Origin of the sequence: Pseudomonas sp. GR 6-02, assembly GCF_001655615.1 — a bacterium.
GTDB lineage: Bacteria > Pseudomonadota > Gammaproteobacteria > Pseudomonadales > Pseudomonadaceae > Aquipseudomonas.
In genome coordinates, this window is sequence record NZ_CP011567.1 from 6422474 (window position 1) to 6447458 (window position 24985).

Below are 24985 nucleotides of genomic sequence, written 5' to 3' on the forward strand. Positions count from 1 at the left end.
TTAAGGAATGAACATGAGTCAGATCGACATCCGCCAGGTCACCGCCGACGATCACGCTGCCTGGCTGCCGTTGTGGCAAGCCTACTTGCGCTTCTACAACACCGAGCTGCCCGAGGCGGTCACTCAAAGCACCTGGCAGCGCCTGCTCGACCCGAGCGAACCGACCCACGGGGCGCTGGCCTGGGTCGACGGCAAAGCGGTGGGCATGGTGCATTTCATCTATCACCGCTCGAACTGGAGCATCGAAAACTCCTGTTACCTGCAAGACTTGCTGGTGACACCCGAAACTCGTGGCACCGGCGTCGGTCGGCAACTGATCGAATTCGTCTACAGCACAGCCAAGGCCGACGGTTGCTGCAAGGTCCACTGGCTGACCCACGAAACCAACGCCACCGCGATCCAGCTCTACGAGCGCATCGCCGAACGGCCCGGTTTCATCCAGTTTCGCAAAGCCCTTTAAGGTTCAAGGAGAACACCATGTCGACTTCACTCGCAGACTGGAAAGGCGTTCCGGCGCCCTCGGTCCAACTGATCGAAGGGCGTTTCATTCGCCTGGAAAAACTCGACCCGGCGCGTCACGCCGACGGTTTGTGGAAAGCCCTGGAAGGCCCGGGCTCAGACCCGAAACTCTGGGACTATCTGCCCTACGGTCCTTTCCCGGAACGCAGTGCGTTCAATGACTGGCTGAACAACCATGCGGCCAACAGCGATCCGTATTTCTTCAGTGTGATCGACCGTGTCAGCGGCGAGGTGCAGGGCCTGCTCAGCCTGATGTCGATCGTTCCTGCCCAGGGTCGCATCGAGATCGGCCATGTGACCTTCGGCGCACCGATGCAGCGCTCGCCGAAAAGTACCGAGGCGGTTTACCTGCTGGCCAGGGAAGCCTTTGCGTTGGGTTACCGGCGCCTGGAATGGAAGTGCAACAACGGCAACGCTCGCTCCAAATACGCGGCGGAGCGGCTGGGATTCAGTTTTGAAGGGGTATTCCGTCAGCACATGGTGGTGAAGGGACAGAACCGGGATACGGCGTGGTATTCGATTCTGGATTCGGAATGGCCGGCGATTCAGGCGGGGTTCGAGCGGTGGTTGAGCGATGAAAACCAGACGGAATCGGGGCAGGTGAAAACGTTGACGGAGTGCCGCGGGTAAGCTTCGGCGCCCGGACGACACCTTCGCGGGCAAGTCGGATCGCGGCACGGTGATCCGACTTGCCCGCGAATGGCATCACGCTAATGTCTGGGCAAGTACCGCAATATGCTCCGGCCCGATCCCACAGCACCCGCCCAAATGGCTGGCTCCCCTCTTCTGCCAGTCAGCCGCCCACATCAGGTAACCCGGCGGGTCGAGATCGTCGCGTAGCGGATCCAGACCGTCGTTGGCCGTGGCCTCTTTCGGCTGCGGCGGGAAGGCGTTGGCGTATGCGCCAATGTGAATCTTCACCCCCAGGCGCTCGAAGGTTTCCCGCGCCGCATCAATCGCCGCCCCGATCACTTCCGGCTGGCTGCAGTTGAACAGCAAAGTCTCGACACCCAACTCAGCCGCCACCACAGCGGCCTCAGCCACCGGTTCACCGGAGCGCAAACGCGGCACTTCATCGGTGTCTTCATCTTTCAAGGTAAACGACAGCCAGAACGGTTTGCCGTCCTTCGGCAGACCGGCATGGATCGCCCGTGCTTCGACGATCGAACTCTGGGTTTCGGCCAGCCACAGGTCGACATGAGGCGCCAGACCATTGACCAGAGGGCTCAGCAGTTCAGTCACCCGAGCAGCGTCGAACAAGTCCGGGCGGTAGGAGCCGAATAACGGCGGCAATGAGCCGGCCACACGAATCGCTTGGCCCGAGGCATCGACTGCACGCCGAGCCAGCTCACCGGCCAACGCCGCAAGGGCCTGGCCTTCAGCCGCGAAACGCTCCTCGCCAATGTGGAACGGCACCACCGCGTAACTGTTGCTGGTGATCACGTTGGCACCGCTTTCAATATAAGCCGCGTGCACCGCCTCCACCGCCTGCGGCGCTTCGCTCAAGGCCAGCGCCGACCACTCGGGCTGCCTGAACGGCGCCCCTCGGCGCTGCAGCTCCCGACCCATGCCACCATCCAGAATTACCGTCCCTGCGCCCATATGCTTTTCACTCATAAGCTTATGAAAATAACTCACTATCAGAGTCGTTCTTATAACTATTTAATACGCACCACTCGGTTAATAACAACCTCTTTTTTTTCAGGGATCAACTGTGAAATTTCAACCGCTGCTGGCCCTGGGCCTGACGATTCTGGCTGCCTCCACCCAAGCCTTTGCCGGCGCCACTCTGGATCGCATCGAGCAAAAGAAAGAACTGGTCGGCGTGTTGATGGAAAGCTATCCACCCTTCTCGTTCCTCAACGATCAAAACCAGCTCGACGGTTTCGACGTCGACGTGGCCAAGGCCGTGGCGGACAAACTGGGCGTCAAGCTGCGTCTGGAAACGCCGTCCTGGGATGTGATTGCCGCCGGCCGCTGGAGCGGGCGTTACGACATCTGCATCTGCTCCATGACCCCGAGCAAGGCCCGCGCCGAAGTCTTCGACTTCCCGGTCGAGTACTACGCCTCCCCTGCCGTGATCGTGGTCAATGCCAAGGACGATAGCATTCACAGCGCCAAGGACCTGAGCGGCAAGAAAGTCGGTCTCACCAGCGCCTCCAGCTATGAAAGCTACCTGAACAAAAACCTGGTGATCGAAGGCGCCGAAGACACCCAATTGCAGTACCCGTTCGAGAACGTGCAGATCGCCCCGTATGACACCGACAACGTCGCGTTCCAGGATCTGGGCCTGGGCGCTGGCGTGCGTCTGGACGCGATCCTCACCAACCTCGTCACCGCGCAACCGCGCCTGAACGAAGACAAGCGCTTCAAGCTCGCCGGCCAGCCGCTGTACTCGGAGCCGAACTCGGTGGCCATCGAAAAAGGTGACGCGCAGTGGGACGCCAAAGTGCGTGATGTGTTCGCTCAGTTGAAACAGGACGGCACCTTGAGCAAGCTGTCGCAAAAATGGATCGGCGCCGACATCAGCAAATGACTTCCTTCCCCAAACCTCCTCAGCCGCCGCAACCGGTGGCTGAGTCATTACTGCAACGGGTCTTCAGCTTCCGTACCCGGCTGTACCTGACCTGGGCGGCGATGTTCGGCTTGTTCGCCAGTTTCTTCCTGAGCTTCGACCTGAAGTTCTCGATCATCCTCGACAAACTGCCGAACCTGATCGGCCTGCACCTGGCGCCCAACGGCTTTCTGCAAGGCGCGGCACTGACGCTGTTCTTGTGCCTGTGCTCGATTGTGGCTTCGTCGCTGCTGGGCTTCATCACGGCCCTGGCTCGACTGTCGAAAAGCGCCGTGGCGTTCGGCATCGCAAGCTTCTATGCCTCGTTCTTTCGCGGCACGCCGCTGCTGATCCAGATATTGCTGATCTACCTCGGCTTGCCGCAATTGGGCGTGGTGCCGGGCGCCATCGCCGCCGGCATCATCGCCCTGTCGCTGAACTATGGCGCCTACCTGAGCGAAATCTTCCGCGCCGGCATCCTCGGCGTTCCCCACGGCCAACGCGAAGCATCGCTGGCCCTGGGCATGCGCGAAACCGTGATTTTCTGGCGCGTCACCCTGCCCCAGGCCATGCGCGCCATCATCCCGCCCACCACCAACCAGTTCATCTCCATGCTCAAGGACTCGTCGCTGATCTCGGTGATGGGGGTTTGGGAAGTGATGTTCCTGGCGCAATCGTACGGGCGCTCGAGCTATCGCTATATCGAAATGCTGACGACGGCGGCGATCATTTATTGGCTGATGTCGATTGGACTGGAGCTGATTCAGGCGCGGATGGAACGGCATTACGGGAAGGCGTATGTGAGCCGGTAGGAACTGTCGAGAGCTGCGCTTTTTTGATCTGCGACAGATGCATTTTTGCGGGAGCGCCAGCCCCCTTGTCCTGATTCACTGTAAGAAAAAGCGTCCAGTTCAAATGGGTAAAAACTGCCGCCCTCAAGCGGCTGGCTATTTTCTACACAACCTGCTGACACCCCCCGCAAGCCCGCCGGAAGCAGCTGACATCGGCACCTATAGCCTCACTTTTAGAGTTTGGCCTCCCATCAAAAGAGGCCGTACTCGATGCCCGTTCAACACAAATACCGACCACAACACCTGGCGCTGGCCATTGCGCTTGCGCTGGGTTGCGCCGAATTTTCAAGCGCCCAACAACTACCCGCGCAAGCTGAGGCAACGAATATCGCTGAGGTAACCGGGCAGCTTGATACTGAGCCGCACCCGCTTACCCGGCTTCTAGCCTTTATCGAGGCGGACACCACCTTTCAAACGGTGATTGATGCGCCGCAGCCCGCTCGGCGAGGTACTTCCCTGAGACCGGAAAATAGAGATGACCTCATCATCGTCAAAAATGGTGGAAGCTTCGAAGGTCGGGTCGATGGCGGCAAAGGAACCAACGTCATACAGCTTGATGCAACTGACGGTGGCCGATTGGGGAATACCCGCAACTTCAACGGCCTGTATGTTTCGCAGGGATCCTGGACGCTGACCAGTACCGGAGATTTCAACAAGGGTGTGGTGGTGCTCGATGACGGCATCCTGACCAATGACGGGAAAATCGAAGGTGGGGCGATTACGGTCGGAAAGCTCTTCAACAATGGCGACATCAAAGGTCATGTAACAGTCGCGCACGGCGGTACTTTTGCAGGTGCAGGCACCGTCGGTGGCCTGGATGTCTCCGGCCGCGTCAACGTCGATGGATTGCATGGCGCCCCAAGGGTCAAAGGCAATTTGAACCTGTCCAACTCAGCCATCCTGGCCTATGAGGTCAACCCCGACGGCCGTCACGAAACGATCAAAGTCGACGGCACCGCCAGCCTCGGCAATGCCACCCTGAAAATCGTCGCAGTATCGGGTGACTATCCGCAAACCACCCAGTACACCATTATCGAGGCCGACAAGGTCGATGGGCATTTTGGCAATATTGAAAACAATCTCGCATTCATGACGGCCACCCCGGACTATAGCGACGAAAAGGCCGTCCGCCTGACCTACGCTCGCAACGAAGTGCCTTTCGAGAGTCTCGCAACCAACAAAAACGGTCGGGAACTCGCCCGCAGTATTGAAGAACCCAAAGCCAGTCCGACGGCGCAGACACCTCCCAATACCGCGAACGCCGCTGTCACGGCCCTGCTTGCCTCCACCACCGAAACAGCCTCCCAGGCCATCGACCAGCTGGACGGCGGCAACAACGCCAACCTTGCGAAAGCGACCCTGAACAGTGACAGCCCAATCAGCGCGACCATGCTCTCGGCCATGCGTCAGCTGCACAGCGCCAGTAGCTACAGCAATTCCACCAGGCGCAATGCGCCACGCCTGGCCGCCGGCAGCGAAGACAATGGCCGAGTCTGGCTTCAAGCAATGGGTCACGGTGGAACGCTGGATCGCGACTACGACGCTCTGAAACACACAACCCACGGTCTGGTACTGGGAGCTGATTGGGGCATCGATGAAGAATGGCGCATCGGGGTGATGAGCGGAAAATCCGAAACGCGCCTGGACAGCCGCGGACTCGACGGCGATCTCGACAGCTGGCATTTGGGAGCTTATGCCCTGCGTCAAAACGGACCAATGTCCCTGCGCCTGGGTGCGACCTACAGCAGTCACGATGGCAGCACTAAACGCCGGGTTGCCTTCAAAGGTTTCAGCGACCGCCCCGAAGGCCGTTACGATGCCAACACCCAGCAGGCCTTTGCGGAATTGGGTTACAACCTGGGGCGGACGAACGTCAGCATCGAACCGTTTGCCAGCCTGGGCTACCAGCGCTATCAACGCGACACTTACACGGAAAAAGGTGGCGCTGCGGCTCTGAAGGTACACGGTCAAACGCAGAACAATTTGAACAGCACGTTCGGCCTGCGGCTGGCGAAGCTCAACACTCTGGATAACGGCATGCAACTGACGCCACGGTTCAGTGCCGGCTGGAAACATACTTACGGGGACGTCTACAGCGATACCCGCCAACGATTGGTAACGGGCGGAAAAAACTTCACCGTTTCCGGTGCGCCGCTGGATCGTGACAGCCTGCTGGTCGATACAGGGCTGGACCTTGGATTGTCAGCAAAACACACCCTGGGCATCGGACTCACTGGCGAGATCGGCACCGACAGCCGTAACCACGGCGTGACGGGTCAGTGGCGAATGAGTTTCTAACAGCCACAAACCCAGTGCGAAAAAAAAGGGGAGCACATGCCCCCCCGAGGTTTAAAGCGGTATATCGAGGCTGTTAACTCAGCCTTCGATCTCGATCAGGATCTCGCCCGGGTTCACCCGGTCGCCCTTGGCCACGTGGATGGCGGTGACTTTGCCGGTGATGGCCGACTGGACTTCGGTTTCCATCTTCATCGCCTCGGTGATCAGCACGGCCTGGCCGGCTTTCACGGTGTCGCCTTCCTTGACCAGCACGTCGACGATGTTGCCCGGCATGGTGGTGCTGACGTGGCCCGGTGCAGTGGCTTGCTTGCGCTTGCTGCTGCCGCCGCTGACGAATTCGTTGAGCGGTTCGAACACCACTTCTTCCGGCATGCCGTCGATGGACAGGTAGAAGTGGCGTTTGCCTTCAGCCTTGACGCCCACACCAGTGATGTCGACGCGGTAGGTTTCGCCGTGAACGTCGATGACGAACTCGGTCGGCACGCCTTCACCACCGGCCGAAGCCACACCCCCTGCTTCCGGAATCGGCAGCAGCACTTCCGGTGTCAGGGTGCCGGCTGCGCGTTCTTCGAGGAACTTGCGGCCGATGTCCGGGAACATGGCGTAGGTCAGCACGTCTTCTTCAGACTTGGCTACGGCGCCGATTTCGGCACGCAGCTTGGTCATCTCCGGCTTGAGCAGATCGGCCGGACGCACGTCGATCACCTCTTCGCTGCCGATGGCCTGACGACGCAGCTTTTCGTTCACAGTGCCCGGCGCCTTGCCGTAGCCGCCTTGCAGGTAAAGCTTCACTTCGTTGGTGATGGTCTTGTAGCGCTCGCCGGCCAGCACGTTGAAGAACGCCTGGGTGCCGACGATTTGCGAGGTCGGGGTCACCAGCGGCGGGAAGCCGAGGTCTTCGCGAACGCGCGGGATTTCAGCCAGCACTTCGCTCATACGATTCAGGGCGCCCTGCTCTTTCAACTGGTTGGCCAGGTTGGAAATCATCCCGCCCGGAACCTGGTTGACCTGCACGCGAGTGTCGACGGCAGTGAACGCGCTTTCGAACTGGTGGTACTTCTTGCGCACGGCGTAGAAGTACAGGCCGATCTCTTGCAGCAGCTCCAGGTTCAGGCCGGTGTCGAACTCGCTGCCTTTAAGGGCGGCGACCATCGATTCGGTGCCCGGGTGGCTGGTGCCCCAGGCGAAGCTGGAGATCGCGGTGTCGATATGGTCGGCGCCGTTTTCGATGGCCTTGAGTTGGCACATCGCAGCCAGGCCGGCGGTGTCGTGGGAGTGGATGAACACCGGCAGCGATTGCTCGGCCTTCAGTGCCTTGACCAGTTCACCCGTGGCGTACGGGGTCAGCAGACCGGCCATGTCCTTGATCGCCACCGAGTCGCAACCCATGGCTTCCATTTGCTTGGCTTGCGCCACGAAAGCCTCGATGGTGTGCACCGGGCTGGTGGTGTAGGCGATGGTGCCCTGGGCGTGTTTGCCGGCAGCTTTCACCGCTTCAATGGCCACGCGCAGGTTACGCACGTCGTTCATGGCGTCGAAGATACGGAACACGTCGATGCCGTTGACCGCGGCCTTGGCGACGAAGGCTTTGACCACGTCGTCGCTGTAATGGCGGTAGCCCAGCAGGTTCTGGCCACGCAGGAGCATTTGCAGGCGCGTGTTAGGCAACGCGGCGCGCAGTTGGCGCAGACGCTCCCACGGGTCTTCTTTCAGGAAGCGTACGCAGGCGTCGAAGGTCGCACCGCCCCAGACTTCCAGCGACCAGTAACCGACTTTGTCGAGTTTGTCGCAGATCGGCAGCATGTCTTCGGTGCGCATGCGGGTGGCGAGCAGCGATTGATGGGCGTCGCGCAGGATTGTGTCGGTAACGTGGATTTGTTTGCTCATTGTTCTATTCCTCACAGGCCTGCGTGGGCGGCGATGGCGGCGGCGATGGCCAGGGCCAGCTCTTCGGGTTTGCGCTTGATCGAGTAGTTGGTCAGTTCAGGGTGGCTTTCAACGAAGCTGGTGTTGAACTGGCCGCTACGGAATTCCGGGTTACGCAGGATTTCCTGGTAGTACGCGGCGGTGGTCTTGACCCCTTGCAGACGCATGTCGTCGAGGGCCCGCAGGCCACGGTCCATCGCCTCTTCCCAGGTCAGCGCCCAGACCACCAGTTTCAGGCACATCGAATCGTAGAACGGCGGAATGGTGTAGCCGGTATAGATCGCTGTGTCGGTGCGCACGCCGGGACCGCCGGGCGCGTAGTAACGGGTGATCTTGCCGAAACTCGGGAGGAAGTTGTTTTTCGGGTCTTCGGCGTTGATCCGGAACTGCAGCGCGAAACCACGGTGCAGGATGTCTTCCTGTTTCACCGAGAGCGGCAAACCGGATGCGATGCGGATCTGCTCGCGAACGATGTCAATGCCGGTGATTTCTTCAGTGATGGTGTGTTCCACCTGCACCCGGGTGTTCATCTCCATGAAGTACACCTCGCCCTCGGCGAGCAGGAACTCCACGGTACCGGCGTTCTCGTAACCCACGGCCTTGGCTGCACGAACCGACAGGTCGCCGATGTAGGCGCGCTGTTCCGGAGTCAGTTGCGGGCTCGGAGCGATCTCGATCAGCTTCTGGTTGCGACGCTGGATCGAGCAGTCACGCTCGAACAGGTGCACCACGTTGCCGAAGCTGTCGCCGAGGATCTGCGCTTCGATGTGTTTCGGGTTTACGATGCATTTTTCCAGGAACACTTCCGCCGAACCGAAAGCCTTGGTGGCTTCGGAAATCACTCGCGGAAAGGCTTGTTCGAGTTCTTCGCGACTGTTGCAACGACGAATGCCGCGGCCGCCACCACCGGAGGTAGCCTTGAGCATCACCGGGTAACCGATGCGGTCGCCTTCGGTCAGGGCCTCTTCGATGCCCGACACGTTGCCTTCGGTGCCCGGTGTGACCGGCACGCCGGCCTTGATCATGCTGCGGCGCGCTTCGGTCTTGTCGCCCATGCGGCGAATGACTTCCGCCGACGGGCCGATGAATTTGATTCCGCGTTCGGCGCAGATGTCCGCCAGCTCGGCATTTTCCGAAAGAAAGCCGTAGCCGGGGTGCAACGCATCGCAACCGGTTTCCACCGCCAGGTTCACCAGCTTGCGCGGGTTCAGGTAGCCGGCCAATGGCTCGGCACCGATGCTGTGGGCCTCGTCCGCACGCTTCACATGCAAAGCATGACGGTCGGCGTCGGAATAGATCGCGACCGAGCGAATGCCCATTTCGGCGCAGGCGCGCACGATTCGTACGGCAATCTCACCACGGTTGGCAATCAGGATCTTTTTTATCACTTGGAGGTTCCCTTGAGCCGGTGGCACCCACGACCCGATTAGACAGGTCGACGCGTGACCAAATGTTTCAATTCAGTCGCAGCTCCACACTAGCTGTCGCAAGGGATTAACAAAAATGAATAATAATTGGGTCAGACATAAGCAAAGACTTATAGTTGAGTCATCGACCTTCGCTCAGGATTTATAGAAAATGCGTAAGTCATTGATGCGTATGACATTGCGTCAATTGCAGATCTTCAATGAGGTGTGCGATTTAAGGTCCTACAGCCGCGCTGCCGACGAAATGTCTCTCACACAACCTGCCGTGAGCCTACAGATTCGTCAACTTGAAGAGCTGATCGGTCAGCCCTTGTTCGATTATGTCGGCAAAAAACTCTACATGACCGAGGCGGCCGAAGCGCTGCAGCGCGCCAGCCGGGACATTTTCGGGCGCCTGGAAAACCTCGATATGCAGCTGTCGGACATGCAAGGCTCATTGCAAGGTCAGCTGAAACTGGCGGTGGAGTCCAGCGCCAAGTATTTCGTGCCGCATCTGTTTGCCGCGTTCAAGCGCCAGCACCCGGAAGTGAACCTGCACCTGACGGTGGTCAACCGTGGCCAGGTCATCCGGCGCCTGTCGGATAACCGCGATGATCTGGTGATCATGTCGATGGTCCCCCAGGACATGGGGCTGGAATTCCTGCCGTTCCTCAACAACCCGATTGTAGCCGTGGCGCCACCGGATCATCCGCTGTGCCACATGGGTCCATTGCGCTTGCAGGATCTGGAACCCTACACGCTGCTGCTGCGCGAACCCGGTTCCGGCACGCGACTGGCCTGCGAGGAGTATTTCAAAGAGAAGCGCGTGCACTTCACCCAGACCCAGGAGGTCGCCTCGGCGGAAGCTCAGCGTGAATGCGTGCTGGCGGGTCTGGGCCTGGCGCTGCTGACGCGCCACGCCCTGAACCTTGAGTTGGCGACCGGTGGCCTGATCGAGCTGCCGGTCGAAGAGCTGCCGCTGCTGCGTAGCTGGTGCCTGGTGCAGGCCAAGGCCAAACGGCTATCGCCGGTGGCCCACGCATTCCTTGCGTTTATCCGCAGCGAACGAGCGCAAATCAGCGCACTGGTTGAGCGTTTCGACGGGAAGTTACCGGTGCTGCCTGCCAGTAGTTGAGTTCGAGGTCGTCGGGAAATTCGCCGATTTCGGCCAGAAGCTGGCGGCGCTCGCAGCGATCTTCGATGGCGCGGCGAAATTCCATGCGGCGCTGGTCTTCTTGCTGACGACGGGTTTTGACGGCGCTGTTGCGTTCTTCGTAGGGCTGGGCCATTTCGAGTCTCCCAAGGCGAGTACGGGAGTTTCAAGATAGGCGCGAGGGATGACGGTTTGGCGGCGGGAGGGTTACAGAACGATGAAACTCACTGGCTGACCGCGAACCTGTGGCGAGGGAGCTTGCTCCCGCTAGGTCGCAAAGCAGCCCTAAGATTTTGCGTCTGCTGCGCAGCCGAGCGGGAGCAAGCTCCCTCGCCACAATTGCAGCCAGAATCAATCGTCCAGCGCTTTTACTGACTTTGGCGACAACCGCAAGCTGCGAAGGCTGCGCTTGACGCTTTTCAAGTGATTGACCAGGCTCGGCCCACGGGCCATGGCCACGCCCATCGCCAACACATCGATCACTACCAGGTGGGCGATGCGCGACGTCAGCGGCGTGTAGATTTCAGTGTCTTCGTGCACGTCGATCGCCAGGTTAACGGTCGACAGCTCGGCCAACGGTGTCTGGCTCGGGCACAGGGTGATCAGCGTGGCGCCGCTTTCGCGCACCAGGTTGGCGGTGATCAACAGGTCCTTTGAGCGACCGGACTGGGAAATGCAGATCGCCACGTCGGTCGGCTTCAAGGTCACCGCCGACATCGCCTGCATGTGCGGGTCGGAATACGCCGCCGCAGTCAGCAACAAACGGAAGAACTTGTGCTGGGCATCCGCCGCCACCGCACCCGACGCACCGAAGCCGTAGAACTCGACACGCTGGGCCTGGGACATCGCGGTCACGGCCTTCTGCAACGCTACCGGGTCAAGTTTCTCGCGAACTTCCATCAGGGTGTGCAGGGTGGTGTCGAAGATTTTCAGGCTGTAGTCGGCAACCGAATCGTCTTCATGGATCGCGAATTGCCCGAAGCTCGCGCCGGCCGCCAGGCTCTGCGCCAGCTTCAGTTTCAAATCCTGGAACCCGGAACAACCGATGGCGCGGCAAAACCGCACGATGGTCGGCTCGCTGATGCCTACGCTGTGGGCCAGGTCGGCCATGGAACTGTGCATCACCGCCGCAGGATCAAGCAGCACGTGGTCGGCGACCTTGAGCTCCGACTTGCGTAACAGGTGGCGTGACTGGGCGATGTGTTGCAGCAGATTCAAGGGGCTGGACTCTTTGTCATTGGCAGGTGCCGGGGATGTAGCACGCTTGTAGTTATACTACATGAATCGGCTTTTTGCCTGCTCAATGCGTAACTCAATGTCCCCATATCACGCGACATATGCTCCATGTAGCACCTACGAGGTTTTTTCGTCCGCGCGCAACAGCTCAGCCAGGTCTGCAGCCTCAACCGGACGGCTGATCCAATAACCCTGCACTTCATCGCAATGCTCGACCTTCAGAAACTCCAGCTGCTCCGGCCGTTCGACGCCTTCGGCCACCACTTTCAACGACAGGCCGTGGGCCATGGCAATGATCGCCCGGGTAATCGCCGCATCCTCGCTGCTCTCTCCCAGCCCACGGATAAATGCCTGATCGATCTTCACGTAATCCACAGGAATACGTTTGAGGTAGCTCAGAGACGAATACCCGGTACCAAAATCGTCGATCGCCAGCTTCACCCCCAGATCGCGCAATTGCTGGAAGGTCGCGATGATGTGCTCGACGCTGTCCAGCAACTGGCTTTCGGTAAGTTCCAGCTCCAGATAGTGCGGCGCCAGACCGGTTTCCTCCAGCACCTGGCGCACCAGGCTGACCAGTTTCCCCTGACGCAGCTGATGCACCGACAGATTGACCGACACCCGAATCGGCTCAAGCCCCTGACGTTGCCATTCGCAGGCTTGCCAGCAGGCCTGACGTAATACGAACTCGCCGATAGCGTTGATCAGTCCGGTTTCCTCGGCCAGACCAATGAAATCCCCCGGCGGCACTCGACCCAGGGTCGGGTGATCCCAGCGCACCAACGCCTCGGCAGCATTCAGCCGACCGGTGGCGAGGCAGAGTTTCGGTTGATAAAACACCTTCAACTGCTTTTCTTCGATGGCTTTGCGCAATTGGTTCTCAAGCTGCAAACGCTCGAGCGTGCTGGCCTGCAGGCTGTCGGTGTAGAACTGGAAGTTGTTGCCGCCCAAGTGTTTGGCATGCTGCATGGCCATGTTCGACTGGCTGACCAGCGCGGAAATCTCCCGTGCGGTGTCCGGCAACAGGCTGATGCCCATGGACGCGCTCATCACCAGTTCATGCCCCTCGACAGTGATCGGCAAACGCAGCTTGGTCGACAATCGGGTCGCCACGCGCGCCAGGCTCGACAGGTTGCCGTAGGCGTCGAACAGCACCGCAAATTCATCGCCGGACAACCGGGCGATGGTGTCCGCTTCCGGCAACGCATTGACCAACCGCCGGGCCATTTTCTGTAACAGCTGATCGGCGATTTCGTGGCCGAGGCTGTCGTTGAGCAACTTGAAGCGATCCAGATTGATGTGCAGCAGCGCCAGGCTGCGCCGACCGCCCTGACGCACCCGCTGATGAGCCTCGCTCAGTCGTTCACGGAATAACGAACGGTTGGCCAGCCCCGTGAGCTCGTCGTAATGGGTGAGGTAGCGCATACGCTCTTCGGATTCACGCCGAGCGGACAGATCGGCGAAGAAGCCGACGATATGACTGACATTTCCCCGCAAATCGCGTACGGCATTCAGTTGCAGCCACTGCGGATACAACTCGCCATTCTTGCGGGTCTCGACCAACTCGCCCTGCCAACTACCGTGCTGCTCCAGCGCCTGACGAATCGCCGCGTAATGCCGACGGGCGTCGCGGCTGCAGGGCAAATCGACCACGTTGCGCCCGAGCATGTCATCGATTTCATAGCCAGTTACCCGACTGAAAGCCTGATTGACCGCGATCAGTGCGTAATTCGGGTCGAAAATCACGATGCCTTCGCTGGCCGCCTCGAACACCGTCGCCGCCAGTTGGCGCTGTTCTTCCAGGTGCTTGCTGGCGCTGATATCGCGGCGGGTGCCGACCATGCGGATCACCCGGCCATTTTCACTACGCTCGACCGCTCGACCACGGTCCTCGATCCAGACCCAATGGCCATCGCCATGCCGAACGCGGTACTCGATCTGATAATCCTCGGTGCGGCCCTTCAAATGCTCGACCAGCGCCCGCTTCAGCGCTGGCAAGTCGTCGGGATGCAGCCTCGGCTTGAGGTGGCGGAGCATTGCCGTCACGTATTCCGGCTCCAGCCCGAACAACTCCTGGAGCTGAGTGTGATGAACTTCGTCGGTCTGCAGGTTCCAGTCCCACAAACCGAGTTCACTCGCTTTCAACGCCAGCGCCAGCCGCGCTTCGCTCTTGCTCAAGGCCTGGTTGGCCGCATCCAGCTCCAGACTGCGCTGGGCAACCCGGTTTTCAAGGTCGACCTGGGTTTCGCGCAATTCTTCTTCGGCGCGACGACGCTGGTCGATTTCCTTGGCCAGTTCGTGATTGAGTTGCTCGCTGCGACTTTGCGCTTGCTGCAAGTGTTCGATCAGCGCCTGATTTTGAAAACGCCGCAACAAACCCTGATCGATCAACCGATTGACCTGCCAGGCGACCACGCTCAACGAGCCCAGAAGAATCAGCCCGAACCAGCCCCAGCCCTGCTCCTGTTCATCGCCGCCCCAGAACAGATAGCCGATGGCGGGCAACAGACAGGGCAAGGTAAAGGATAGAAATGCTGGCAGGCTGACCGCATAAGCGACGCTGGCCGAAAGGGCTGCGGCGCCGATCAGACCGAATACCCAGGCTTGCTGGATGAAATTGTCAGCGGGCACCAGCGCGATGCCGGCACCGGCCAGGGTCAGGCCGGTCATCGCCGAACCGAGCAGAAACATGCGACGCCAGATCGGATGGGCCTGACGGTTGGGAATCGCCGAATCGAAGGCCGCGACCTGAATCACCCGCAACGCCACCAGCGACAATAACCAGACCAGCCAGACACTGACCACGAAGTAGCGTTGCGGGCTCCAGAGCAACCCGGCGCAGACCAGACCGTTGATCAACATGAAAAGCGTCGGCAAGAGCGAGCCCTGGTACAGCAGACGCGTGCGTTCGACCGCCATCTCCATGGCGTACTGTTTGCGGATAGCCCGAGGCTCCACGGAGGGGCCCGACAGGTCGGAGCTGAGGGTCATAGGCGATGTTCTTGTTCTTATAGTTGAGCATGCGAGCCCGAATTGTGGACGGAGCATACACAAGCAAATGCCCGGACCAAACTGCCTCAGGTCATAAAATAGACAAAAGTTTTAGTCGCCCGCATCCGGGGTAAAAGCCGCCAGGCGAGCCCCGCCCCTGCTTGCAGCCAGTGACCAACCGGTCATCGTCGATGCTTCTTTCATCGGCTAATGCAAAGCTCGGTTTGCCCGGTGTGACGGCGCACCCTAGAATGCCCCGATGCGCGATGATCTCTCCCTTCTGCTGAACTCCCTCAACGATGCCCAACGCCAGGCCGTAGCTGCCTCCGTGGGTCGTCAGTTGGTCCTGGCCGGTGCTGGCTCCGGTAAAACCCGAGTGCTGGTGCACCGTATCGCCTGGTTGATCCAGGTCGAAAACGCCTCGCCCCACTCCATTCTGTCGGTGACCTTCACCAACAAGGCCGCTGCCGAGATGCGTCATCGCATCGAGCAGCTGATGGGTATCAACCCGGCCGGCATGTGGGTCGGCACCTTCCACGGCCTGGCGCACCGCTTATTGCGGGCGCACTGGCAAGAGGCGGGCCTGAGCCAGACCTTCCAGATTCTCGACAGCGACGACCAGCAACGGCTGGTCAAGCGGGTGATCCGTGAGCTGGGCCTGGACGAGCAACGCTGGCCGGCCCGGCAGGCCCAGTGGTTCATCAACGGGCAGAAAGACGAAGGTCTGCGTCCACAACATATTCAAGCCAGCGGCGATCTGTTCCTGGCGACCATGCGCAGCATTTATGAAGCCTACGAGGCTGCGTGCCTGCGTGCCGGCGTCATCGACTTCTCCGAACTGCTGCTGCGCGCCCTCGATCTGTGGCGCGACCACCCGGGGCTGCTCGCCCATTATCAGAAGCGCTTCCGGCACATTCTGGTGGACGAGTTCCAGGACACCAACGCCGTGCAGTACGCCTGGCTGCGTCTGCTGGCCAAGGGTGGCGACAGCCTGATGGTGGTCGGCGACGACGATCAGTCGATCTATGGCTGGCGCGGCGCGAAAATCGAGAACATCTATCAGTATTCCGACGACTTCCCGGATGCCGAGATCATTCGTCTGGAGCAGAACTACCGCTCCACCGCCGGGATCCTCAAGGCCGCCAACGCCCTGATCGCCAACAATACCGGGCGCATGGGCAAAGAGCTGTGGACCGATGGTGGCGAAGGCGAAGCGATCAATCTGTACGCCGCGTTCAACGAACACGATGAAGCACGCTACGTGGTTGAAACCATTGAAAGCGCGCTGAAAACCGGCTTGGCTCGCAGTGATATCGCGATTCTGTACCGCTCCAACGCCCAATCGCGCGTTTTGGAAGAAGCCTTGCTGCGCGAGCGCATCCCGTACCGCATTTATGGTGGTCAGCGCTTCTTCGAACGGGCAGAAATCAAGAACGCCATGGCGTATCTGCGTTTGTTGGAAGGTCGTGGCAACGACGCGGCCCTTGAGCGGGTGATCAACGTTCCGGCCCGTGGCATCGGCGAAAAAACCGTCGAAGCGATTCGCGATCATGCGCGCCACAGCGACGTGTCGATGTGGGAAGCCATGCGTCAGCTGGTGGCCAACAAGGGCCTGACCGGGCGCGCTGCCGGTGCACTTGGGGCGTTTATGGAGCTGATCGAGAACCTCGCCGCCAAGTGCATGGAAATGCCGTTGCACCTGATGACCCAGACCGTCATCGAGCAGTCGGGGCTGATCGCCTACCACCAGGCGGAAAAAGGCGAGAAAGGCCAGGCCCGGGTAGAAAACCTTGAGGAACTGGTCAGCGCCGCGCGCAACTTCGAAAACCCGGAAGAGGACGAAGAGCAATCGCCACTGGCGGCATTCCTCGGCCACGCCTCGCTGGAGGCCGGGGACACCCAGGCCGACGAGCACGAAGACAGCATTCAGTTGATGACCCTGCACAGCGCCAAGGGCCTGGAATTCCCTTACGTGTTCCTGGTGGGCATGGAAGAAGGCCTGTTTCCGCACAAAATGAGCCTGGAAGAACCCGGTCGCCTTGAAGAAGAGCGTCGTCTGGCCTATGTCGGTATCACCCGGGCGATGCAGAACCTGGTGCTGACGTATGCTGAAACCCGACGCTTGTACGGCAGCGAGACCTACAACAAGGTGTCGCGTTTCGTACGTGAAGTGCCGAAAGGCCTGATCCAGGAAGTGCGACTGTCCAACAGTGTCAGCCGTCCGTTCGGCGGAGGCCAGCAGCAGAGTTCCAGCAGCCTGTTCGGCGGCAGCGAGATCCCGGACACCGGGTTCAGCCTCGGCCAGACTGTGCGGCATTCGGTGTTCGGCGACGGTGTGATCCTGAATTTCGAAGGCGCCGGTGCTCAAGCGCGGGTGCAGGTGAACTTCAGCGAAGGCAGCAAGTGGCTGATGCTCGGTTACGCCAAGCTGGAAGCGATCTAAAACCTGCCAGTGATTTACTGTGGGGGCGAGCCTGCTCACTCCCACAAGGTTCTGTGTTTCAGATTGATCTTATAAAAGGCGCAAAAACATGGGCTCGGGTTTCTTTTCTTCCTGGACATTCTGGGCCCTGATGTCGGCGGCGTTTGCCGCCATGACCGCGATTTTCGCCAAAATCGGCATCGAAAACGTTAACTCGGACTTCGCCACGCTGCTGCGCACGGTGGTGGTTTTGGTCAGCCTGGCCTTGATTTTGTACGCCACGGGCCAATATCAGTCATTAGGATCGATCTCGGCCAGGAGCTACCTGTTCCTGCTGCTGTCGGGACTGGCCACCGGTGCCTCGTGGATCTGCTACTTCCGCGCGCTGAAACTGGGGCCGGCCTCGTTGGTCGCTCCGGTGGACAAGCTCAGCGTGGTGCTGGTGGCGGTGCTCGGCGTAATCCTGCTGGGTGAAAAACTCGACCTGCGCCAATGGAGCGGAATCGGCCTGATTACGGCCGGTGTCGTCATGCTGGCGCTGCGGCGCTAAGCATCCTTCCTACAGAAGCTATCCACTCGTCCTACAGACTAACGCTAACAGGCCTTATTGCGCTGACTGAAGCTGAACACAACCTGTCAGGCAAAAGCCCGAAACACTCTGCCGCTAGCCAGTAACACTTCAGCTGTGCAACATGGCGCGCGTGCCATCCACAAATGGGAATTCCCTTTATGAAACGTTTTCTTAGCATCGCCATGGCGTTGTGCATCGGCCTGACGATGAGCCTGGACGCCAACGCCAAGCGCTTTGGTGGCGGCAAGAGTGTCGGCGCTGCGCCGACTCACCAGACCAGCCAAATGGCTCCTTCTTCTCCTGGCGTGGGCGGTGCAGCCGCCACTGCCGGCGCGGCCGGTGCCGCTGGCGCTGCCGCCAAGGCCGGCGGTGCTTCGCGTTGGCTCGGCCCTCTGGCCGGTATCGCGGCCGGTGGCCTGCTGGCTTCCATGTTCATGGCCGGCGGCTTCCAGGGCATGCAGTTCTTCGACATCCTGATCATGGCGGTCATCGCCTTCCTGGTCTTCCGCTTCATTGCCGCTCGTCGTCGCAAACAGCAGGAGCATATGGCTCCGGCCGGCGCGCCGATGCAACGTGAAGTGTTCGAGCAGAAGCCAGCCATGGGTTCGATCTTCGGCGGTTCGGCCGCACCTGTTGCCCGTCCGGTGATCAATGCTCCGGCCTGGTTCAACGAACAGCGCTTCGTTGAAGCCGCGCGCAACCATTTCCAGTCCCTGCAACAGCACTGGGACGCCAACGAAATGGACAAGATCGCCGAGTTCGTGACCCCGCAACTGCTGGAGTTCCTCAAGCGCGAACGTGCCGACCTGGGCGACGGCTTCCAGTCGACTTACATCGACAACCTCCAGGTACAACTGGACGGCGTTGATGACCGTGCGGACAAGACCATCGCCACCCTGACCTTCAGCGGCGTGTCGAAGACCTCGCGTTTCGACCAGGGCGAAGTGTTCAGCGAAAGCTGGAACATGGAACGTCCACAAGGCGAAAACCAGCCTTGGCTGGTCGCAGGTATCCGCCAGAACAGCTGATAACTCCGCGTTTCGCATGCTGTAATGAAAACCCCGGCTCTGCCGGGGTTTTCTATTTCACGGTTGCATCTATAGCGAGCTACTGTATAAACCGCCCAAACTAAACCGCGCCATCAAGCAAGAGGATCCCGGACGTGGAAGAAATCATCGAACAACTGCGTGAAGCCAACGAACCGGTACCGGTCCCCTTGGAGTTGCCCGACGAAGATCTGCTGGTAGAAATCGAAGAGCAACTGTTCATCGACATTCCCTTCGTATTCAGAGAATTTCTGCTGACCGTCAGCGATGTTGTCTACGGCAGCCTGGAGCCGGTGACCGTCACCGACCCGCAATCCCACACCTACCTGCCGGACGTTGCCGCCAACGCCTGGGACGCTGGTGTTGATCGCAGCCTGATCCCGATCTGCCAGGACGGTGACAACTACTACTGCGTCGAAGAAGACGGCACCGTGGTGTTGTGGCTGGCCGAAGAAGAGTTACTCGCCGAAGAAACCTGGGAATCGGTCTGGCACTGGGCACGGGACGTCTGGCTGGAAAGCTGATTTAACCCTGCACGACTTTTTGTAGCAGCTGGCGCAGCCTGCGTTCGGCTGCGAAGCAGTCGTAAACCCTGACACCCGGTTAACCTGAATCACCTCGTAGCCTGATTGGCGACTGCTGCGCAGTCGAACGCAGCCTTCGGCAGCTGCTACAGGGATTCGTCACGCTCAATGCTCGGCCGAATCCTTGTGGTTATCCAGGGTTTCCAGCAAGGCCACCTGCATCCGCGTATGCACGCGGATGAACCAGCGCCAGAGCAGCGCCGCTATCCCAGCCGCGACCACGACAATCAGCACCAGCAACTTGTTGGTCGGCAGAATACTGGCCGACAAGGCCGCCAGCAGCAGGAAAATCACCAGCAGCGAGAGGATCGGGATCACTTCGGCGATCACCCGACGCACTCGCTGCGTGTGGCGGCCGGCCATCTCCGACTTCACCCCCATTTCTGCCAGCAGCATCGACAGCGCCTTGAGCTTGCGATAGGCGGCGATCAGGAACGGCAGCGACAACAGCAACGCCCCACCCCAGATCAACGCTTTCTGCCAGCTCGGGTCGCTGATCCAGTCTTGCAGGTAAACGGACATGCGCTCGGCGAAGAAGGCGCCCGATAAAAAGATCGCAACCACCAGCGCCAGATTGACCCCCACCTGCAACAGAATCCGCCGAATCATCGACGCCAACAGCGCGCCCTCGCCCTGAGGCTGGATGCTGCGCAGCCATTCGCCATACATCCCCAGCACACGAGCCAGGCGCTGCGGCATCACGGCAGCAAGCTTGATCGACAGCGGATCGGCCGCGCGGATCAGATAGGGCGTCAACAGCGTGGTGATCACCGAGACGGCCACAGCCACCGGATAGAGAAAGCTGCTGGTGACCTGCAGCGTCATGCCCAGCGCGGCGATGATGAAAGAGAATTCGCCAATCTGTGAAAGCCCCATCCCCACGCGCAGTGAGGTGCGTCCGTCATTGCCGGCGATAAACGCGCCAAGGCCGCAGGACAGCATCTTGCCCAGCACTACCGCCACAGTGATCACCGCAATCGGCCAGGCGTATTGCAGCAGGATCATCGGGTCGAGCATCAGGCCGATGGCGACGAAGAAGATCGCACTGACAGGTCGCGAACCGGCTCGATCAACTGCTCGATCTTCAGCAGCTGGCGCGATTCGGCCATGATCGCACCGATCAGGAACGCGCCGAGAACCATGCTGTATTCAAGCTTGACCACCAGCAGGCAGAAGCCGAAACACAGGCCCAGCACGGTAATCAGCAACATCTCATTGCTTTCGAATTTCGCCACATAGGCCAGTAGTCGCGGCACCAGCAGAATACCGATGACCAGTGCGACAATCATGAACAGGGAAAGCTTGCCGACGGTGGAAAAGACTTCGCCGGAACTGACCGTGCCGCTGACGGCGATGCTCGACAGCAAGGCGATGATGCCGATACCGAGGATGTCCTCGACGATCAGTACGCCGAAGATCAACTGCGCAAAACGCTCGTTCTTCATCTTCAGGTCGTTGAGCGCCTTGACGATGATGGTGGTCGAGGAAATCGCCAGGATCGCGCCGAGGAACAGCGAATCCATGGTATTCCAGTCGAACCAGCGGCCGATTTCGTAGCCGATCCAGATCATCAGGACGATTTCCAGGAAAGCCGCGATAAACGCCGTGGCGCCGACCTTGAACAGCTTGCGCAGGCTGAACTCCAGCCCCAGGCAGAACATCAGGAAAATCACCCCGAGCTCGGCGAGGGTCTTGATGGTTTCTTCGTCGTGGATCAGGCCGAAGGGCGGTGTGTGCGGGCCGATAATGAAACCGGCGACGATGTAGCCGAGCACCACCGGTTGTTTGAGACGATGAAAGAGCACGGTCACCACACCCGCAATCAACATGATCACTGCCAGATCCTGAATGAAACTGATGGCATGCATGGTGTGTGGCTCCTTCGGGGGTGGGCTTTTGAAGGGTAACACCACGACTTCCGGCGCAAAGACGGTGCAATATATGGAAACAGATCGCTTCGGGCGTGACGGCGCCTCCCCGCCCGGCGTCCCGATAACTGTTGGTTTGAAAAACACCGACAAGCACCCACAGAGGTGCCCCCCCAAACCCTGCCTTGAACCCGTGAGTACGTTATGGAACCCGGAAACGCCCAGCTGTCGATGACGGTATTGATGACCCCCGACATGGCCAACTTCTCTGGCAATGTCCACGGCGGCACCCTGCTCAAATACCTCGATGAAGTGGCCTACGCTTGCGCCAGCCGGTATGCCGGCCGTTACGTAGTGACCTTGTCGGTGGATCAGGTGATCTTCCGCGAGCCGATTCATGTCGGTGAGCTGGTGACCTTTCTGGCCTCGGTCAACTACACCGGTAATACCTCGATGGAAGTGGGCATCAAGGTCGTGACCGAGAACATTCGCGAGCGCTCGGTGCGCCACACCAACAGCTGCTTCTTCACCATGGTCGCGGTGGATGACCAGCGTAAACCGGCCTCCGTCCCGCCACTGCAACCGCAGAACAGCGAAGACAAGCGTCGGTACATGCAGGCCCAGCAGCGTCGGCAGATTCGTCAGGAACTGGAAAAGCGCTATCAGGAAATCAAGGGCGACGCTTAAAGCAAAAGATCGCGCCCTGGGCAGCGCCCACAGACGCGCAGGAGCTGCCGAAGGCTGCGATCTTTTCTACCGCCACACCATTACAAACTGATCGCTACCGCCTCGAACCGCACCCGGGGATGGGCGATCCGGTCCTGCGCCCGCACCAGTTCCAATTCATAGCTGGCACACGCCTGGGTTTCCAGCAGCACTTCATGCACCGCCGCCGCGGTGAATTCGAAGGCGCTCAGCAGACTGTCACCCAGCAGCACACGCGCCAGGAACAGCCCGGAAGTCAGATCGCCAACGCCCACCGGCTGACGCGGGAACGCCAGCAACGGCCGACGCAAGTGCCAGCTGCCTTCAGCGGTCACCAGCAACATCTCGAAGCCATCCGTCAGTTTGCCGGGATAGTCGAGATGCTTGACCAACACCGCCTTCGGACCGCGCGCCAGCAGCGCCCGCGCCATGGCCAGGCAATCGAACAGTGACTGCGCCTTGCGCCCCGAGAAGCTGTTCAGCTCCAGCTGATTCGGGCACATGAAGTCGGCTAACGCCGCCGCCTCTTCCAGCAGGAAATCGCTGACTTCGGCTGGAACACTGCAGCCCTTCTCCGGATGGCCCATCACCGGATCGCAGAGGTACAAGGCTTTGGGATTGATCGATTTGATTCGCTCCACTCCCGCCAGAATCGCCCGCCCTTGGGCCGCGCTGCCGAGGTAGCCGGACAACACGGCGTCGCAGTTGCCCAGTTCGCCAATCGCCGCGATGCCCTCCACCAACTCCGGAATCTGATGCGGGGCCAGCACTTCCCCGGCCCACTGGCCATATTGCGTGTGGTTGGAGAACTGCACGGTATTGAGCGGCCAGACGTTCACCCCGACCCGCTGCATCGGGAAAACCGCGGCGCTGTTGCCAGCGTGGCCGAACACCACATGGGACTGGATGGCGAGCAGATGGGGCGTACGTTTCATGCGGTGAGTTTTCCATAAACCGATTGAAATTCGAGCCGCGCAGTATGCGACTAAACGCAGCCTGTACGACAGACCAGAGACGCAGTTAAGCTGACACTATCTTGTTGGAGCACCCTGTTGATGCTGACCCTAGGAAATATCTTCGTGCTGATGCTGCTCGCCACCGGTGGCGCATGGCTGTGGCACAACCACGGCTTGCGCGAACGCGCACTGGAGCGGGTTCAGCAGCATTGCGCCAAGCTGCGGATCGAGCTGCTGGACGGCAACGTAGCCTTGAAGAAGATCGCTTTCATTAAAGACGCCAACGGCCGTCGGCGCCTGGCCCGTGTGTATAACTTCGAATTTACCGTGACCGGCGAAACCCGCCACAACGGCACCATCACTCAGTTCGGCGCCCATAGCGCACACATCGAGCTCGCGCCCTACCCAATGCCATTCGACGACACACCGCCGGTGGTCGAAGTCGCAAAACCCAGCGCCGAGGTGATTGAATTGAGCCAGTGGCGGCAAGAACACACCAAGTGGCGTCCCTGAAGATCAAAAGATCGCAGCCTGCGATTTTTTGATCTTCAAACCGACCGGCAATCGGCCAGATCTCTTTGCAGCGACTCAACATCCTGCACTTCACTGAAAATCAGCTCGATGCGCGAATCCCTTCGCCATTCGCTGGGTTGCCAATCCAGTAACGAGTTATTCAGCGCGTTGGCCGACACCCAACCCTCTACGCTGTGGATAACCAGCTTCGCCCGCAACCATTCAAGGCTCTCAAGCCACTTTCCGACAAGCACGGCATCGAATGTCTGACTCGGATGCCAGCGCCAGCCGACGCTCCAGCCACCCTCTTGCGCCTGACTCAAGCAAATCGGCTGCGCAGGGTCAGTCCAGATGGCCGGCATCTGTGCCAGCCCCTTGGGCACGATGAAGTTATCCACACCCGCGACAGCCTGAGCCTTGAGGCCCGGTAACTCGCTCAGCGGCAAGACAGCTTGCTGCGTCCAGTACAAAGGACGCGACGGCAACTGTGCGACAACTCGCTGGCGATCACTGTCGTCGAGGCTTTCTGCCTTGTTCAGCAACAGCAACCCGGCACTGTCCAACGCTTGCAGTTGCGCCGCTGGCAGCGGTTTTCCAGCCGCGAGCGCCTGGGCGTCCAGCACCAGCACGCAAGGCTGCACCGCCAGGACGCCTTGCCACGGCGCCTCGCTCAATTGCCTGAGCAACTGCGCCGGATGCCCCAGCCCGGAGGGCTCGATGAACAGTCGATCCGGTCGTGCCTTGCGCAGCAGCCGCCCGAGGCCGACCTGAAACGGCGCACCATTGACGCAACACAAACACCCCCCGGCCACTTCCCCCAGTGCGATACCATCGACGTCCTGGGTCAGCAGCGCAGCATCCAGGCCGATCTGGCCGAACTCGTTGATCAGCACCGCCCAGCGCTCACCGGCCGGCCGCTGCGCCAGCAGGTGCTTGATCAGGCTGGTCTTGCCGGCACCCAGCGGGCCGGCGATGACGTGGGTGGGAATGTTCTGCAACATGGTCGAAGTTTTCTGAGGAGGTAAAGGATGCGGTTGATGGGATGGTCGTTGCTTCTGGCGCTCATGTCGGGTGAAGCGCTGGCCCAGGCCTGCGTGGTACATAGTACGGCTGAGCGGCTGGACGTGAAGGTCTGCCAGCAGAACCGCAACATCCCGGAAAAACTGTTCGCCGACGGCTTCTGCCAGCCGAATCTGGCCGGGCAGAAAGTCGAGGTGCAGTACGTCGACCAATGCCCCGCCGGCGCGTTCGGGGTATGCAGCAACGCTCAAGTCGCCAATATGCCTTACCGGCAGGATATTCACTATTACGGCGTGGCCACCGATGCGGCGTATCTGAAGCCGTTTTGCGAAGCCCAGAGCCAGGGAACCTGGCTCAAACCTTGAG

21 protein-coding genes and 1 pseudogene are annotated in these 24985 nt (G+C 60.0%); 13 read left to right on the plus strand and 9 right to left on the minus strand.

Going from position 1 to position 24985, the window contains the following annotated elements; genetic code table 11:
- Positions 1–13 precede the first annotated feature (13 nt).
- On the plus strand, positions 14–460 hold the full coding sequence (locus tag PGR6_RS28630; RefSeq protein ID WP_018927378.1) for a GNAT family N-acetyltransferase: 447 nt from the start codon (positions 14–16) through the stop codon (positions 458–460).
- Between the two features lie 17 nt (positions 461–477).
- Positions 478–1149: a GNAT family N-acetyltransferase gene (locus PGR6_RS28635; RefSeq protein ID WP_018927377.1), complete on the plus strand. Its 672-nt coding sequence runs from the start codon at positions 478–480 to the stop codon at positions 1147–1149.
- Positions 1150–1224: 75 nt separating this feature from the next.
- Here the strand turns inward: PGR6_RS28635 and PGR6_RS28640 are convergent, their stop codons facing one another.
- Entirely contained in the window at positions 1225–2121 is an 897-nt protein-coding gene (locus PGR6_RS28640) for a homocysteine S-methyltransferase family protein (protein WP_064621155.1), read from the minus strand.
- 112 nt (positions 2122–2233) lie between these two features.
- Between PGR6_RS28640 and PGR6_RS28645 the strand changes: the two genes are divergently transcribed.
- From PGR6_RS28645 to PGR6_RS28655, 3 genes are all read left to right on the plus strand, one after another.
- Positions 2234–3055 (plus strand): ABC transporter substrate-binding protein, encoded by an 822-nt coding sequence (locus tag PGR6_RS28645; RefSeq protein ID WP_064621156.1) that lies wholly within the window; start codon positions 2234–2236, stop codon positions 3053–3055.
- Entirely contained in the window at positions 3052–3885 is an 834-nt protein-coding gene (locus PGR6_RS28650; RefSeq protein WP_064621157.1) for an amino acid ABC transporter permease, read from the plus strand. The genes PGR6_RS28645 and PGR6_RS28650 overlap by 4 nt, the downstream gene beginning before the upstream one ends.
- A 249-nt stretch (positions 3886–4134) precedes the next feature.
- A complete protein-coding gene (locus PGR6_RS28655) occupies positions 4135–6222 on the plus strand; it encodes an autotransporter outer membrane beta-barrel domain-containing protein (RefSeq protein WP_064621158.1) in 2088 nt (695 codons plus the stop codon).
- A 78-nt stretch (positions 6223–6300) separates the two neighbouring features.
- Here PGR6_RS28655 and oadA read toward each other — a convergent pair whose 3' ends face one another.
- Both oadA and PGR6_RS28665 read right to left on the minus strand, forming a co-directional pair.
- A complete protein-coding gene (gene oadA / locus PGR6_RS28660) occupies positions 6301–8109 on the minus strand; it encodes a sodium-extruding oxaloacetate decarboxylase subunit alpha (RefSeq protein ID WP_018927372.1) in 1809 nt (602 codons plus the stop codon).
- A gap of 11 nt (positions 8110–8120) precedes the next feature.
- Positions 8121–9536, minus strand: coding sequence for an acetyl-CoA carboxylase biotin carboxylase subunit (locus PGR6_RS28665; protein WP_018927371.1), 1416 nt, complete (start codon positions 9534–9536; stop codon positions 8121–8123).
- 190 nt (positions 9537–9726) lie between these two features.
- Between PGR6_RS28665 and PGR6_RS28670 the strand changes: the two genes are divergently transcribed.
- Positions 9727–10689 (plus strand): LysR family transcriptional regulator, encoded by a 963-nt coding sequence (locus tag PGR6_RS28670; protein ID WP_018927370.1) that lies wholly within the window; start codon positions 9727–9729, stop codon positions 10687–10689.
- On the opposite strand, the gene PGR6_RS28675 is transcribed toward PGR6_RS28670, so the two are convergent.
- From PGR6_RS28675 to PGR6_RS28685, 3 genes are all read right to left on the minus strand, one after another.
- Entirely contained in the window at positions 10631–10843 is a 213-nt protein-coding gene (locus PGR6_RS28675) for a PA3496 family putative envelope integrity protein (protein WP_019020903.1), read from the minus strand. The two genes, PGR6_RS28670 and PGR6_RS28675, sit on opposite strands and share 59 nt — an antisense overlap.
- Positions 10844–11058: 215 nt before the next feature.
- Positions 11059–11925 carry a transcriptional regulator HexR gene (hexR, locus tag PGR6_RS28680; RefSeq protein ID WP_017850032.1) on the minus strand — a complete coding sequence of 289 codons (867 nt, stop codon included), beginning with the start codon at positions 11923–11925 and terminating at the stop codon, positions 11059–11061.
- Between the two features lie 135 nt (positions 11926–12060).
- Complete coding sequence (locus PGR6_RS28685) at positions 12061–14934, minus strand: EAL domain-containing protein (protein WP_064621159.1); 2874 nt, start codon at positions 14932–14934, stop codon at positions 12061–12063.
- A gap of 259 nt (positions 14935–15193) precedes the next feature.
- On the opposite strand from PGR6_RS28685, the gene uvrD reads away from it, so the two are divergent.
- The 4 genes from uvrD (at position 15194) to PGR6_RS28705 (ending at position 19497) form a co-directional block, all read left to right on the plus strand.
- Entirely contained in the window at positions 15194–17377 is a 2184-nt protein-coding gene (uvrD, locus tag PGR6_RS28690) for a DNA helicase II (RefSeq protein ID WP_007934438.1), read from the plus strand.
- A gap of 88 nt (positions 17378–17465) precedes the next feature.
- Positions 17466–17906: an EamA family transporter gene (locus PGR6_RS28695; RefSeq protein ID WP_018927368.1), complete on the plus strand. Its 441-nt coding sequence runs from the start codon at positions 17466–17468 to the stop codon at positions 17904–17906.
- Positions 17907–18085: 179 nt separating this feature from the next.
- Positions 18086–18955 carry a Tim44 domain-containing protein gene (locus PGR6_RS28700; RefSeq protein ID WP_064621160.1) on the plus strand — a complete coding sequence of 290 codons (870 nt, stop codon included), beginning with the start codon at positions 18086–18088 and terminating at the stop codon, positions 18953–18955.
- Between the two features lie 134 nt (positions 18956–19089).
- Positions 19090–19497 carry an SMI1/KNR4 family protein gene (locus tag PGR6_RS28705; RefSeq protein WP_007934432.1) on the plus strand — a complete coding sequence of 136 codons (408 nt, stop codon included), beginning with the start codon at positions 19090–19092 and terminating at the stop codon, positions 19495–19497.
- A 165-nt stretch (positions 19498–19662) separates the two neighbouring features.
- Here the strand turns inward: PGR6_RS28705 and PGR6_RS28710 are convergent.
- A pseudogene (locus PGR6_RS28710) lies at positions 19663–21425 on the minus strand (cation:proton antiporter).
- Between the two features lie 204 nt (positions 21426–21629).
- On the opposite strand from PGR6_RS28710, the gene PGR6_RS28715 reads away from it, so the two are divergent.
- The gene (locus tag PGR6_RS28715) at positions 21630–22112 is read left to right on the plus strand and encodes an acyl-CoA thioesterase (RefSeq protein ID WP_007934430.1); all 483 of its coding nucleotides are present in this window, start codon (positions 21630–21632) and stop codon (positions 22110–22112) included.
- A gap of 80 nt (positions 22113–22192) precedes the next feature.
- Here PGR6_RS28715 and pdxY read toward each other — a convergent pair whose 3' ends face one another.
- Positions 22193–23065, minus strand: coding sequence for a pyridoxal kinase PdxY (gene pdxY, locus PGR6_RS28720; protein WP_018927365.1), 873 nt, complete (start codon positions 23063–23065; stop codon positions 22193–22195).
- A gap of 120 nt (positions 23066–23185) precedes the next feature.
- Between pdxY and PGR6_RS28725 the strand changes: the two genes are divergently transcribed.
- Positions 23186–23599 carry a DUF3301 domain-containing protein gene (locus PGR6_RS28725; protein ID WP_064621161.1) on the plus strand — a complete coding sequence of 138 codons (414 nt, stop codon included), beginning with the start codon at positions 23186–23188 and terminating at the stop codon, positions 23597–23599.
- A gap of 35 nt (positions 23600–23634) precedes the next feature.
- On the opposite strand, the gene PGR6_RS28730 is transcribed toward PGR6_RS28725, so the two are convergent.
- Complete coding sequence (locus PGR6_RS28730; protein WP_064621162.1) at positions 23635–24600, minus strand: CobW family GTP-binding protein; 966 nt, start codon at positions 24598–24600, stop codon at positions 23635–23637.
- Between the two features lie 27 nt (positions 24601–24627).
- Here PGR6_RS28730 and PGR6_RS28735 point away from each other — a divergent pair, with 27 nt between their 5' ends.
- Positions 24628–24984, plus strand: a complete 357-nt coding sequence (locus tag PGR6_RS28735) for a hypothetical protein (RefSeq protein ID WP_018927362.1) — start codon at positions 24628–24630, stop codon at positions 24982–24984.
- The last annotated feature ends 1 nt before the right edge of the window (position 24985 follow it).

Bases quoted from the DNA above. Each gene is read 5' to 3' on its own strand.
- PGR6_RS28630 (WP_018927378.1), top strand. From the start codon at position 14: ATGAGTCAGATCGACATCCGCCAGGTCACCGCCGACGATCACGCTGCC.
- PGR6_RS28635 (WP_018927377.1), top strand. From the start codon at position 478: ATGTCGACTTCACTCGCAGACTGGAAAGGCGTTCCGGCGCCCTCGGTC.
- PGR6_RS28640 (WP_064621155.1), bottom strand. From the start codon at position 2,121: ATGGGCGCAGGGACGGTAATTCTGGATGGTGGCATGGGTCGGGAGCTG.
- PGR6_RS28650 (WP_064621157.1), top strand. From the start codon at position 3,052: ATGACTTCCTTCCCCAAACCTCCTCAGCCGCCGCAACCGGTGGCTGAG.
- PGR6_RS28655 (WP_064621158.1), top strand. From the start codon at position 4,135: ATGCCCGTTCAACACAAATACCGACCACAACACCTGGCGCTGGCCATT.
- oadA (WP_018927372.1), bottom strand. From the start codon at position 8,109: ATGAGCAAACAAATCCACGTTACCGACACAATCCTGCGCGACGCCCAT.
- PGR6_RS28670 (WP_018927370.1), top strand. From the start codon at position 9,727: ATGCGTAAGTCATTGATGCGTATGACATTGCGTCAATTGCAGATCTTC.
- PGR6_RS28675 (WP_019020903.1), bottom strand. From the start codon at position 10,843: ATGGCCCAGCCCTACGAAGAACGCAACAGCGCCGTCAAAACCCGTCGT.
- PGR6_RS28685 (WP_064621159.1), bottom strand. From the start codon at position 14,934: ATGACCCTCAGCTCCGACCTGTCGGGCCCCTCCGTGGAGCCTCGGGCT.
- uvrD (WP_007934438.1), top strand. From the start codon at position 15,194: ATGCGCGATGATCTCTCCCTTCTGCTGAACTCCCTCAACGATGCCCAA.
- PGR6_RS28695 (WP_018927368.1), top strand. From the start codon at position 17,466: ATGGGCTCGGGTTTCTTTTCTTCCTGGACATTCTGGGCCCTGATGTCG.
- PGR6_RS28700 (WP_064621160.1), top strand. From the start codon at position 18,086: ATGAAACGTTTTCTTAGCATCGCCATGGCGTTGTGCATCGGCCTGACG.
- PGR6_RS28715 (WP_007934430.1), top strand. From the start codon at position 21,630: ATGGAACCCGGAAACGCCCAGCTGTCGATGACGGTATTGATGACCCCC.
- pdxY (WP_018927365.1), bottom strand. From the start codon at position 23,065: ATGAAACGTACGCCCCATCTGCTCGCCATCCAGTCCCATGTGGTGTTC.
- PGR6_RS28725 (WP_064621161.1), top strand. From the start codon at position 23,186: ATGCTGACCCTAGGAAATATCTTCGTGCTGATGCTGCTCGCCACCGGT.
- PGR6_RS28730 (WP_064621162.1), bottom strand. From the start codon at position 24,600: ATGTTGCAGAACATTCCCACCCACGTCATCGCCGGCCCGCTGGGTGCC.
- PGR6_RS28735 (WP_018927362.1), top strand. From the start codon at position 24,628: ATGCGGTTGATGGGATGGTCGTTGCTTCTGGCGCTCATGTCGGGTGAA.